Raw genomic sequence first — 12,410 nt, 5'->3', positions numbered from 1 at the left:
AAATAAAAATGTCGATTACAGCTCAGATGGTAAAAGACCTGCGCGAAAAAACCGGTGCGGGTATGATGGAATGTAAAAAGGCCCTTAACGAAACGGGTGGTGACATGGAAGGCGCTATTGAATTTTTGCGTAAAGCAGGTCTTCAAGCTCTTTCTAAAAAAGCCTCGCGTGTTGCGGCCGATGGTATTGTGGTAACCGCCTTGTCGGCCGATAAGTTGGAAGCTGTTATTTTAGAACTGAACTGCGAAACAGATTTTGTGGCCAAAAACGACGATTTTGTAGCCTTTGCTAATCAAGCTGCAAGTCTTGCTTTAAGCCAAAAACCTGGTTCGGTGGATGAGCTCTTAACCTTAAAAGGTAAAGCTGGCTCTCAATTATCCGAAGAATTGAATACACTCGTTGCTAAAATTGGTGAAAAAATTTCCTTACGTCGCTTTATTGTGAAAAAAGCAGGTGCTAATGAAACCCTGGGTTCTTATATCCACATGGGTGCAAAAATTGGTGTTGTGGTGGTTTTAGGCGGCGTTAAAGCGGATGATGGTATTATTCGCGATGTGGCCATGCATGCGGCCGCTGCTTTCCCTCAGTATTTAAAGCGCGACGAAATACCCGCTGCTGTTATTGATAAAGAGCGTGAAATTTATAAAGAACAAATGAAGGATAGTGGCAAGCCAGCAGAGATGATGGATAAAATTTTGGATGGTAAAATTGCCAAGTTTGCCAAAGACGTGTGTTTGGTAGATCAAATTTTTATTAAAGATCCTACTGGAAAGAAAAGCGTTGCTCAGGTATTAAAAGAAGTGAATCCGGCGCTTTTTGTTTCTTCTTTTACCCGCTTTCAGGTGGGTGAAGGGATTGAAAAGAAGGAAGATAATTTTGCCGACGAAGTAGCCAAGATGGCTAAATAAAAGCAAAACAGCATGACATGCAGTTTTGAACTATGAGCAAACCCAAATATAAGCGCATTCTCTTAAAGCTAAGTGGGGAAACCCTATCGGGCCCCGAGGGTTACGGTATTTCTCTTGATCAAGCCCAAATTATTTCCAAAGAAATTAAAGACATTGTAGCCTTAGGCGTTGAAGTGGCTGTTGTTATTGGCGGCGGCAATATTTATCGCGGCTTATCCGGCTCCGAAAAAGGCATTGAACGTGCTACCGGCGATTATATGGGCATGCTGGCAACAGTTATTAATGCTATGGCCCTGCAAAGTTCGCTTGAACGTGAAGGTGTTTTTACCCGTGTACTTTCCGCTATTGAAATGCATCAATTGGTAGAGCCCTATATCCGTCGGCGCGCCATGCGTCACTTAGAAAAAGGCCGTGTAGTTATTTTTGCAGCTGGCACTGGAAATCCATTTTTTACCACCGATACCGCAGCCTCCTTGCGTGCTGTAGAAATTCATGCTGATGTTATTTTAAAAGCTACTAAAGTAGATGGTGTGTACGATAAAGATCCTAAAAAACATAAAGATGCAGTTCGTTTTGAAAAGCTTAACTTTATGGATGTATTAAACCGCGGGATCACCGTTATGGATTCTACTTCCATCACCATGTGCATGGATAACAAACTTCCGATTGTGGTTTTTGATTTCTTTTCGTCGGGTAATATTAAAAAAGTAGTGTTGGGCGAAAATATTGGTACTGTTGTTAGTTAACCACTCCTTCTTATCTAGAAAGGCTTTTTATGGATGCCATCACCCGTGACGCCACCCAAAAAATGGAAAAATCGCTTGAGGCGTTAAAAAACCAGTTTGGTAAACTTCGTACTGGTCGTGCCAGTCTAAATTTACTAGATGACATCCGTGTTGATTATTATGGCCAAATGGTTCCCCTTAATCAGGTAGCTACTTTAGGCATTCCCGAGCCACGTCTTATTACCATTGCTCCGTGGGAAGCGAGCATTATTCCGGCTATTGAAAAAGCGATAGATAAAGCCAATATTGGGCTTAATCCGGTAAGTGACGGCAAGCTCATCCGCTTACCAATACCGGCTTTATCCGAAGAGCGCCGTAAAGATTTGGTAAAATCGCTTAAAGGTCATGGCGAAGATGCTCGCGTTTCGGTACGTCACGCTAGGCGCGATGCTATGGATTTGGTAAAAAAGCAGGAGAAAGATTCGGCCTTGACCGAAGATGATGCTAAAAAAGCTGGAACCATTATTCAAAAACTTACCGATGATTTCATCGCTAAAATCGATGCCATGGTGCAAACCAAGGAAAAAGAAATCATGCAGGTATGAGCCTTGATTCATTCATTCAAAAAATTGATACAGCACGCCTGCCTCGCCATGTAGCTATTATTATGGATGGTAATGGGCGCTGGGCTACGTCTCAGGGGTTAAACCGTCTTGCTGGTCATCAAAAAGGAGTGGATCGCTCCGAAGAAATTATCGATATTGCCCAAGATATAGGTATTGGCCATTTAACACTGTACGCTTTTTCCAAGGAAAATTGGAATCGCCCACCAGAAGAAGTAAAAGCGCTCATGGAGTTATTAGCGGCCTTTTTGCAAAATAAAGAATCCAAAATGGTGAAAAATGGAATTCGCTTTCATACCATTGGGGACATGTTGCAATTGCCGGACAGCGTTCAAAAAATAATTGAACAGGTTAAACAAAATACCTCCGCCGGAAAAAAGATGGTACTGACCTTGGCTTTAAGCTATGGAGGACGTGACGAGTTATTAAGAGCTTTGCCCGGGTTAATAGATAAATTTCGTCAAAAAGGAAGTATATTAACCGAAGAAGATGTATCGGCAGCTTTAGATACAGCAGGCATGCCTGATCCCGATTTAATTATTCGCACCAGTGGAGAGCATAGAATTAGTAATTTTTTATTGTGGCAGGGTGCTTACGCCGAATATTTTTTTGATAACACCCTCTGGCCCGATTTTACGTCAGAACATTTTGTAAAAACTATACTCGATTATCAAAAACGTGAGCGGCGTTTTGGGAAAACTGGGGAACAGGTAAAAAACTAGTTTTATAAAAAAACATGCGTCAAAAAACTAAAAAATTAAAAGATGTTAAAAAGCCCGTTAAAAAAATAGCGTTGGTTGTAGCCCGTTATAACCAAGATATTTGTGATGCCATGCTTCATGGAGCTGTAAAATCATTAAAAGAAGCAGGAGTGCCTGAACAAAAAATAGATATTATTCGTGTGCCCGGTGCTTTTGAGTTGCCCTATGCCGTGCAGAAATTGGCGCTTACTAAAAAATACGGTGGTGTTGTGGCTTTGGGTGTGGTGATTCGTGGCGATACCCCGCATTTTGATTTTGTATGTCAGGGGGCTACCCAGGGACTTATGCAGGTCATGCTTGCTTGTAAAATTCCCGTTGGTTTTGGAGTGATTACCACCAATAATTTGGAACAGGCTCTTGCTCGCTCGCGCGATGATGAATATAATAAGGGCCGCGAGGCGGCTCTCACTGTTTTAGAAATGATGAGTTTATCCTAGGTTAGTAATTTATGGGTCACAGACGTCAATCACGAGAAATTGCACTTCAACTGTTGTATCAGTTGGAATTTGAATCTAAAAAGCCTAAAGAAGCTTTGGATGGTTATTGGACGCAACATGCCGAAACACCACATGATGTGCGTGAGTTTGCTGATATCTTGCTGGAAGGCACAACACGTAACTTAAAAGAGATTGATGGCTTTATTGAGGGAACTTCTACCAATTGGAAACTCTCGCGCATGGCCTCTGTTGACCGTAATATTTTAAGAATTGCCTCTTACGAACTTTTATTTCTTGAAGATATTCCCGCATCAGTTACTATCAATGAGGCCGTTGAGATTGCAAAAAAATTTGGGACCGAAGAAAGCTCTGGTTTTATCAACGGCATTTTAGATAAAATTGCCAAACATGCTCCACATTAAATTTACTTCTAAACCTTTTGATAAACTAACCTCGTCGAGTGCGGTGTTGACGCTTTTTTCCGATAAAAAGCCCCTGCCGGGTTGCGCGGCCCTTGTAGATTGGCGTTTAAATGGGCGTTTATCTAAAATGATTGTTAAAAACCGGTTTGTGGCCGAGCCAGGGGAAATCTTATTATTACCCACTGAAGGAAGGCTTAAGGCTAAAGAAATTATGGTTTTTGGCATGGGGCCGTCTTACGAGTTTAACGAATCACATATTTCACATTTTACACAGTTTTTACTGGGCACTTTGTCGCGTAAAAAAGTAAGCGATTTTATGGTGTCGTACTCCGATATGATTGTAGACCGTTTTGAATGGCGTAATAGCGTGCGCTTGCTGGTGTCTAAACTGCACGATTTTCCAGGTTTTGAAAGTGTGAATTTGTGTGAAAGTGAAGATTGTGTGCGCGATGCAAAAAAGCGTCATATGGATTTTGGAATGAACGTAGACGTTTCTTTTGACGCTGTTGTTTTGTAATAATGGAGTATCAAGTGAATCATGAACTATATTACCGCCAGCGACGAAGACTTGATGCTTGCCTACAAAAACGGCGAGGAAGCTGCTTTTAACTATTTGTTGGAGCGCCACAAAAAGGGTGTTTATAATTTTTTATACCGTTTTTTAGGTCAAAATGAAAATGTGGAAGAAGCTTTTCAGGATGTTTTTTTCCGCGTGATCCGTTCCTCCCAAGCCTACGAACCCCAGGCAAAATTTACCACTTTCCTTTATACCATTGCCCGTAACTATTGCATCGATATGTCACGTAAAAAAAAGACGCGTCCGGTGAGTGCATTGGAAGATAAAAAAGGAGCAGAAGACGAAGAAAGTCGTTGGGAAGAAAAGGTGGAGGGCAGCAATTTTACCCCCGAACAAGAGGTGTTGGCCCAAAATTTACACCAAAAACTTGAATGGATTTTATCGCAAATTAACCCCGACCAGCGTGAAGTGTTTTTATTACGTGAAAAGCAGGGCTTACCCTTTGAGGAAATTGCCACCATTGTTGGGGCTTCGGTTAATACAGTTAAAAGTCGGATGCGCTATGCGGTGGCTTCTTTGCAGGATTTTTTTAAAAAATTAGGAATTACAGATCTTTAGGGGCAGTTCTTCGTTTATACGGGAGCTTGTACAGCTCATCTGGCTGAGGAAACTATAAATATATGAAATGTAACGATTTTTCTGAAAGTATTTTAGATATTCATTACCATATTGCTAGTCCGGAAGTAGTTCAGGCCTTCCATCATCATTCTAAAGAATGTCCATCGTGCCAGGCCGAATTAAGCCGTTTACAAGAAATAAGCCTTGTTTTTAGTACTTTGCCTCAAAAAGAGCCTACTCAAGCTACCCTCAATGCTATTTTAGAAAAAAGCAAAAAAACTTCAGTTTGGTCTCTTATTTTATCTCCTTTTGAAAATGCCGGTCGTTTGCTGAATGCGGGTTTAAAAATGGCTCCTATAATGATGGGATTGTTTGTAGGTTTTGCTGCTTTACATGTTATCACTAACCGTTCATCTAATAACCCTGTGGTCGCTTCTAATATAGAACAATCGCAGGCTTTAAAAGATCGTTTGCTGAATGATCAATTTAATCTTTCTCAAAATTATCCAAATAACAGCTTTCAATTGCCCCAAGCTCCTATTACTAAAACTGCGTTTGATGACCAACCGGGGCTTTTTAATGATGATGTGAATCCTTTTGGTGTAGCGCAAGATCAGTTAAAGCAGCGTTTTGAGGAGCGTAAACAGCAGTTATTAGAAGCTGATGCCGATTCTCTCATGATGCGGGGGCGTCGTTTAAAGGCTATGGGCCGTATCGATTTGGCTCTGGCCGATTTCGAAACCATCTATCAATTTCATCCTACCTATACTTATATGAGTGATGTGCTCATGTATCGGGCTCAGTGCTATGCCATTCAGGGTCACTTAAAAGATGCTATCGATAGCTTAAATGAGATTATTGCTCGTTATCCTGATAAAAAAGATATGGTACTCCCTATGATAGATCAGTTGAAGAGTAGTCAGTAAGTTATTGTAATTAATAAGTTTTTATTGTTGTTTGTTTCTCCAAAAAAAGGCATCCCCTCTGGGATGCCTTTTTATTTAGGCTAATAAAACTCTTGATTCTCGCGTGAAGAACATATACAAGAAGCCTTCGTTATTTTTGTACTCACTTTTTATTGATTAATTTTTATGGCTTTATACGGACAACGCAAACAGGCAGTTATATCTAAATTTAAAACCCACGAAGGTGACACCGGCTCGCCGGAAGTGCAAATTGCACTTCTATCGGAACGTATTACCGATTTATCCAAACATTTTGAAGGACATGCCAAAGACCATTCCAGTCGTCGCGGCCTTTTAAAAATGGTGGGTCAACGTCGTCGTTTGCTTTCGTATTTGAAGGAAACCGATAAAAATAGGTACGCTAAAATCATCGGCGAATTGGGAATTAGAAAATAATTTTTTGTTTTAAGCGATACGGCACTGATAATTGAATTGGCACTTTGATTTCTCAAAGCCCCAGTTAGATTATCAGCGCACTTCATATCCCCGCATTTTCACTTTTCAATCCGCATTTACATTGGAGTAATATTTATGATGCAACCCACACGTGTATCCCAAAAATTGGGAAATACTGATGTTATTATTGAAACAGGCAAATTAGCCAAACAAGCCGGAGGTTCTGTAGTAGTACGTGCCGGTGATACCATGGTACTGGTTACCGCAGGTGTAGCTGCCGAGCCCAAAGCCGGTATCGATTTCTTACCTTTAACAGTCGATTTTATCGAAAAAACATTTGCCGCCGGAAAAATTCCCGGTGGTTTCTTTAAGCGCGAAGGACGTCCTACCGAAGTTGCCACTTTAACCAGCCGCTTTATCGATCGTCCCATCCGCCCGATGTTTCCCGAAGGTTATTATTGCGAAACTCAAGTAGTGGCTACCGTTCTCTCGGTCGATCAGGTGAACGATCCCGATACTTTATCCATCATCGGTGCTTCTGCTGCTTTGATGATTTCGGATGCGCCTTTCACCAAACCGGTTGCCGGTTGTCGTGTAGGCCGTATTGATGGACAGTTTGTGATTAATGCTTCTGCTGTAGATATGGAATCTAGCGATATCGAACTTATCGTAGCTGCAACCGAAGATGCTGTGGTGATGGTTGAAGGTGGTGGCGATGAAGTAAGTGAAAAGGACATGACCGATGCCATTTTGTTTGCCCACAATGCCTTAAAGCCTATTTGCAAAATTCAAAATGAATTGCGTGAAAAAGCAGGTAAGCAAAAACGTGAAGTGGTGATTCCCGAAAAGAATGCCGCTATTCATAGCGCAGTGAATGCTGTTGAAGCTCCTGTTCGCGATGCCATGCTTATTAAAGATAAACTCGCTCGCTACAAAGCGTTGGGCGATATTAAAACCGGTGTCAAAGCCAAAGCCTTCCCCGAAGGAACCGAAGTAACTCCTGCGCTCTCTATCGAATTAGGCGGCGCTTTTGAAGAATTAAAAAGCCGTGTGATGCGCAAGATGATTTTAAAAGACAAGGCCCGTATTGATGGCCGCGACTTTGTAACGATCCGTCCTATTACCTGCGAAACAACCTTGCTCCCTCGGGCGCACGGTTCGGCTTTGTTCACCCGTGGTGAAACTCAGGCTTTAGTGGTCGCCACTTTAGGTAGCTCGGATGATGAACAAATCATTGATTCGATCACCGGTGAATATACCAAAAAATTTATGCTGCATTATAACTTCCCCCCGTTCTCGGTAGGTGAAGTAAAGCCCTTGCGCTCTCCTGGTCGCCGTGAAATCGGCCATGGTGCTTTGGCCGAACGTGCCTTGGTGAGAATGATTCCTCACCACGAAGATTTCCCCTACACCATCCGTGTGGTATCCGAAATTCTCGAATCGAACGGTTCGTCGTCGATGGCGTCGGTGTGCGGCGGTTCATTATCGCTCATGGATGCCGGTGTTCCTTTAAAACGTCCTGTGGCTGGTATTGCTATGGGCTTAATTAAAGAAGGAAACGACATCGCAATTTTGTCCGATATCTTGGGTGATGAAGATCACTTGGGTGATATGGACTTTAAAGTGTGTGGAACCGAAAAAGGGATCACCGCTTTGCAGATGGATATTAAAATTGACGGTGTTACCGAACAGATTTTAAGTACCGCTTTAAGTCAGGCCAGAGAAGGCCGTATGCACATTTTGGGTAAAATGAGCGAAGCGATGACCACACCTCGTGAAAATCTCTCAGCCCATGCTCCTAAAATTGTAACCCATTCCGTTCCTGTGAATAAAATCAAGGACGTGATTGGTTCGGGTGGTAAAAACATTAAAGGCATTGTGGAAGCTACCGGTGCCAAGATCGATATCGAAGAAACAGGTCTTATTAAGATCTTCTCTTCTGATCAAGATGCCATCAATTTAGCTATCACCATGATTAAAGAACTTACCGCCGAAGTTGAAGAAGGTGCAATTTACGAAGGTAAAGTTAAAAAGATCATGGAATTTGGTGCTTTCGTGGAAGTTTTGCCTAAAACCGATGGTTTGGTACATATTTCTCAACTGGCCGACCGCCATGTGAAGAATGTAACCGACGTGGTTAAAGAAGGCGACATGGTTCGCGTTAAATGTATTGGTTTCGATAACAGAGGCAAAATCAAATTGTCGATGAAAGAATCGGAATTAAACCGTGCCGACGGCGAGCCGGCAGCTGAATAAATCTGCTGATTAGTTTTTTAAAAGGGGCCTTGATGGCCCCTTTTTTTATTTCTAATCTCCCACATTTATGAGAAAAACTGTTTCTTATGACACTTCTTCACTCCGTTATCTTAGGTATTGTACAAGGCTTAGGCGAGTTTTTGCCCATTTCCAGCTCGGGGCATCTTGTTGTAACTCCCTGGTTGCTCAATTTTGATGACCCTGGGCTTTCGTTTGATGTGGCACTTCATTTTGGAACGCTCATCGCCATTGTTGCCTATTTTTGGAAAGATTGGGTGGAGCTTTTTCGTGGTTTTTTTATTAGTTTTACAGCTAATGGCAAAACAGAGCGTAATATTCTTACGCGCAATTTATTTTTATATTTAGTAGCTGCGTCTGTTCCCGGTGCTTTGGTGGGGCTTGCTTTAGATGATATTATTGAAGCTAATTTTAGAGCACCTCTTTTAGTGGCCGGAGCCATGGCTATTATGGGTGTTATTCTCTGGGCGGTAGATGCCAAAAGTTCTTCCAATAAAAATTTGGGTGATATACGACTTAAAGAAGCGCTTTTGATTGGTATCAGTCAAGCTCTAGCTCTTTTTCCAGGCGTTTCCCGTTCGGGCATTACCATGACAACCGCCCGTTTGTTAAAAGTAGATCGTGTTTCGGCGGCGCGCTTTTCTTTTTTGCTTGCTACCCCCATAACCTTTGGCGCCTGTGTGTTGAAATTTGATGATTTTATAAAGGGCGGGGTAGGGGTTAATGAAATTGTGGGAATTTTAGTATCGGGTATTATTGGCTTTTTAAGTATTAAATATTTACTTCAGTTTGTACGCACGTATACATTCCAAATTTTTGCGTACTATCGTTTTGTTTTTGCGCTGCTTGTACTGGTGGTTTATTTATTACGGGCCTAGTTTATTTTTTAAGAGCCATGGCCGATACAATATCGAGCCTGTATGCTTCATTTTTATTTTCGCCCAGTTTTCCAAAATACAAATTACCAAAAACAAGAGCCTTTTTACCCATCAAATTATTAATTTCTGCCGAATTAATAAATCCACCTAACGGTATTATTTTCCCATCATCCAATTTAATTTGCCAACCCCATGATCCTTGAAGGTCGGGTGTGGCCGTAAAGTTTTCGATGGTGCCTACCAAATAAACATTTTTATTTTGGTTATCTTCTAAAAGCTTGGCGTCGTGAATTTCGGCAGGGTTTTCAATTTGGGTATTTTTTAAAATCTTTTCAATTTCCTTTTCTGAGGTGGCAAAGTTTTCGGCTTTAGAAATAGCGTCTATATAAATAAAACAGCACTCTGTTTCTAAAGTAGAAACATTATGGGCCAATTCCACTGGCCCATTTTTAATGGAGTAAGCGTATTTGATAGTTTTATTTTTTCCCAATGAGCCCTCGCTAATGGGTTTTAAAACCGTAGCATTTAATTTTTCCTGTTTTCCTTTTAAATCTTCAGCAGCAGTATCATTTAAACCTTTAAAGTCGGGACTAGTTTGCTTGTTGTATGAAAACACCCATACTAAATCGAAGGGTGATTTGCTCATGCCCAGTACAATATCGGGATATTTTGAGGGGATATCCTGTTTCCATTCATACGGAAAATACATTTTAATGCGGCCATCAAGGCTTGTAACTGGAACGGTGTTGGGAGGTGTTTTGTTATTGTTGCAAGAAGTTATGCCTAACCCTAAGGCAAGAATTACAAAAAGAAATGAAGAGATAGTTTTTTTCATATTATTTAAGCTCCACAGCATTTTTTAAATTTTTTACCGCTCCCGCACGAGCAAGGGTCGTTACGGCCAATTTTTGGTGTTTCTCGTTTTACGGTGGGGGCACCCAATACCTTGCCATCGGCATAAAACCATACCCCATTCCGTTTTAAAAATTGCGCTTTTTCATGATGGACTAAGTCGTTACCCTCGGCTTTAAATTTGGCCTTAAATTCTACCATGCCGGTGTTGTCGTGGGAGGCTCCCTTATCGGTGGAAACTATTTCTAGCCCTTTCCATTCCGAATTGGTGGCCCAGGCCTCTATGGAGGCACGGTCATAGTCTTTAGGACCTTGGGGATCAATGGTTTCTAAAATATAATCGGTATTGTGCGAGGCAAAAGCCGAATAACGTGAACGCATAAGAGCTTCGGCTGTTTTTGGCTTTTCGGCACCGGTTAAAAAAGGTTCGCAGCATTCCTTAAATTTTTTTCCACTGTCACAAGGGCAGGAAGTAAAAGTTTTTTTTGACATAGTTTAAGTTGGAGTATTCCAGTTATAGATTTGTTTTAATCCTTCAAGTGTTAAATAGTCGTCTACTTCATCAATACGTTTAGCATCGGCGGCAATCACTTTAGCCAAGCCACCTGTTGCAATCACTTTGGTTTTACGGCCAATTTCGGCTTCCATTTTTTCTACTACACTGTCCACCATTCCTACATAGCCGTAGTAAATGCCCGATTTCATGCATTCGATGGTGTTTTTACCTACCACATGCTTAGGTTTTTCAATTTCTACACGAGGTAATTGCGAGGCGTTTTTAAAAAGGGCTTCGGCCGAAATACCAATGCCGGGCACAATTAATCCTCCCATATATTCACCCTCAGCAGAGATGTAATCAAACGTTGTGGCGGTACCAAAATCAACAATAATGAGATCGGTTTTATAGCGGTGGAAAGCCGCTACGGCATTAACAATACGGTCTGCGCCTACTTCACTGGGGTTATCGGTAGCAATCGGCATGTCGATATTAATTTCGGCTCCTACCATAACAGGCGTTTTTTTAAGGTAACGGGCGCACATTTCTTTCATGGAACGATTGAGAACAGGCACCACGTTGGAAATGACAACGCCGCTTAAATCTTCCAGCTTAATTTTTTCAAATTGAAAGAGTTCTTTTAAAAAAATACCCCACTCATCACCGGTTCGCTCTTTTTTTGTTTCAAGCCTCCAGTTATGGATGAGTTTTTCGCCTTTATAGAGGCCTAAAACCGTATTGGTGTTACCGATGTCTATAGCCAGTAGCATGACAGTTCCTTAAACCAAAAATAAATCTCCTGCAATCACTTGTTTAAGCTCGTTTTGGGTTTTTACCAGCAAAAAACCTTGGTCATCTAGCCCCATAGCTGTACCGGTGTATTCATTATCTACCTCTATAATGCGCACGGTTTTTCCCATAATACCGTTTCTTTTATTCCATTCAGCCTTTAAAAATGAAATTCCTTGTATGTCGTATTGTGATCTAAAAAATTCGTAGGCATTAAGGATATGGGTAATAATAGTTTCGCGTTTTTCTTCTTTTCCACTTTCGTCAAACAGACTGGTTGATATGGCCTGGACGGCCGGGGAAAAATCTGTTTTGGTGCTATTTACATTAAGGCCAATACCCACCACAATTTTGTTTTCTTTTTGTTCGCACAAAATCCCCCCCGCTTTTTTACTGTTTATCAGTAAATCGTTAGGCCATTTAAGCGTAGCATGTGTGTTTCCAGTTTGTAAAACCGCTTCATGTAATGCAATGCCAGCTAACAAGGTTAAATGGTGGGCCTGTTCCGGATTTTGTGGGGGAATATCAATAAATGAGAGCAGAATATTTTTACCTGCTGGGGCTTCCCATGCCCTGTTTTTTAGGCCCCGGCCGTTTGTTTGGTGATTGGCTATAAAAACAGCACCCCGTTTTTCGTTTTTAATATTATCCTTGGCCCAGGTGTTAGTGGAATTGATTTCATTTTTTAAATAAATACTTTTCCCTAACCAGCTGTTTTTTAAATTTTGACTAATAAATTCAACATTCAT

General features: G+C 41.4%; 16 protein-coding genes. 12 read left to right on the top strand and 4 right to left on the bottom strand.

Annotated elements, in window-relative coordinates; translation table 11 throughout:
- Nucleotides 1–8: 8 nt before the first annotated feature.
- The 12 genes from tsf (at nt 9) to K1X76_02160 (ending at nt 9,524) form a co-directional block, all read left to right on the top strand.
- Nucleotides 9–908: a translation elongation factor Ts gene (gene tsf / locus K1X76_02215; GenBank protein ID MBX7147875.1), complete on the top strand. Its 900-nt coding sequence runs from the start codon at nt 9–11 to the stop codon at nt 906–908.
- Between the two features lie 32 nt (nt 909–940).
- The gene (pyrH, locus tag K1X76_02210) at nt 941–1,654 is read left to right on the top strand and encodes a UMP kinase (GenBank protein ID MBX7147874.1); all 714 of its coding nucleotides are present in this window, start codon (nt 941–943) and stop codon (nt 1,652–1,654) included.
- Between the two features lie 29 nt (nt 1,655–1,683).
- A complete protein-coding gene (gene frr, locus K1X76_02205) occupies nt 1,684–2,238 on the top strand; it encodes a ribosome recycling factor (GenBank protein ID MBX7147873.1) in 555 nt (184 codons plus the stop codon).
- Nucleotides 2,235–2,978: a di-trans,poly-cis-decaprenylcistransferase gene (gene uppS, locus K1X76_02200; GenBank protein MBX7147872.1), complete on the top strand. Its 744-nt coding sequence runs from the start codon at nt 2,235–2,237 to the stop codon at nt 2,976–2,978. The genes frr and uppS overlap by 4 nt, the downstream gene beginning before the upstream one ends.
- Before the next feature lie 14 nt (nt 2,979–2,992).
- Complete coding sequence (gene ribH / locus K1X76_02195; protein MBX7147871.1) at nt 2,993–3,454, top strand: 6,7-dimethyl-8-ribityllumazine synthase; 462 nt, start codon at nt 2,993–2,995, stop codon at nt 3,452–3,454.
- Between the two features lie 11 nt (nt 3,455–3,465).
- On the top strand, nt 3,466–3,876 hold the full coding sequence (gene nusB, locus K1X76_02190) for a transcription antitermination factor NusB (GenBank protein ID MBX7147870.1): 411 nt from the start codon (nt 3,466–3,468) through the stop codon (nt 3,874–3,876).
- Nucleotides 3,863–4,393 (top strand): hypothetical protein, encoded by a 531-nt coding sequence (locus tag K1X76_02185; protein MBX7147869.1) that lies wholly within the window; start codon nt 3,863–3,865, stop codon nt 4,391–4,393. The genes nusB and K1X76_02185 overlap by 14 nt, the downstream gene beginning before the upstream one ends.
- Before the next feature lie 21 nt (nt 4,394–4,414).
- Nucleotides 4,415–5,011 carry an RNA polymerase sigma factor gene (locus K1X76_02180; protein MBX7147868.1) on the top strand — a complete coding sequence of 199 codons (597 nt, stop codon included), beginning with the start codon at nt 4,415–4,417 and terminating at the stop codon, nt 5,009–5,011.
- Nucleotides 5,012–5,073: 62 nt separating this feature from the next.
- A complete protein-coding gene (locus K1X76_02175) occupies nt 5,074–5,937 on the top strand; it encodes a tetratricopeptide repeat protein (protein MBX7147867.1) in 864 nt (287 codons plus the stop codon).
- Between the two features lie 165 nt (nt 5,938–6,102).
- On the top strand, nt 6,103–6,372 hold the full coding sequence (gene rpsO, locus K1X76_02170) for a 30S ribosomal protein S15 (protein ID MBX7147866.1): 270 nt from the start codon (nt 6,103–6,105) through the stop codon (nt 6,370–6,372).
- A gap of 138 nt (nt 6,373–6,510) precedes the next feature.
- Entirely contained in the window at nt 6,511–8,628 is a 2,118-nt protein-coding gene (gene pnp, locus K1X76_02165) for a polyribonucleotide nucleotidyltransferase (protein MBX7147865.1), read from the top strand.
- Between the two features lie 86 nt (nt 8,629–8,714).
- On the top strand, nt 8,715–9,524 hold the full coding sequence (locus K1X76_02160; GenBank protein MBX7147864.1) for an undecaprenyl-diphosphate phosphatase: 810 nt from the start codon (nt 8,715–8,717) through the stop codon (nt 9,522–9,524).
- Nucleotide 9,525: 1 nt separating this feature from the next.
- On the opposite strand, the gene K1X76_02155 is transcribed toward K1X76_02160, so the two are convergent.
- The 4 genes from K1X76_02155 to K1X76_02140 are packed head-to-tail and all read right to left on the bottom strand — an operon-like array spanning nt 9,526 to nt 12,410.
- Complete coding sequence (locus K1X76_02155; protein ID MBX7147863.1) at nt 9,526–10,359, bottom strand: hypothetical protein; 834 nt, start codon at nt 10,357–10,359, stop codon at nt 9,526–9,528.
- A gap of 5 nt (nt 10,360–10,364) precedes the next feature.
- Complete coding sequence (locus tag K1X76_02150; GenBank protein ID MBX7147862.1) at nt 10,365–10,868, bottom strand: YchJ family protein; 504 nt, start codon at nt 10,866–10,868, stop codon at nt 10,365–10,367.
- 3 nt (nt 10,869–10,871) lie between these two features.
- Nucleotides 10,872–11,642: a type III pantothenate kinase gene (locus K1X76_02145; protein MBX7147861.1), complete on the bottom strand. Its 771-nt coding sequence runs from the start codon at nt 11,640–11,642 to the stop codon at nt 10,872–10,874.
- Nucleotides 11,643–11,651: 9 nt separating this feature from the next.
- The gene (locus tag K1X76_02140) at nt 11,652–12,410 is read right to left on the bottom strand and encodes a biotin--[acetyl-CoA-carboxylase] ligase (protein MBX7147860.1); all 759 of its coding nucleotides are present in this window, start codon (nt 12,408–12,410) and stop codon (nt 11,652–11,654) included.

Source organism: bacterium (assembly GCA_019695305.1).
GTDB lineage: Bacteria > UBA10199 > UBA10199 > UBA10199 > JAIBAG01 > JAIBAG01.
The sequence above is the reverse complement of the archived record's forward strand: the minus strand, read 5'-3'. Positions and strand labels throughout refer to the sequence as shown.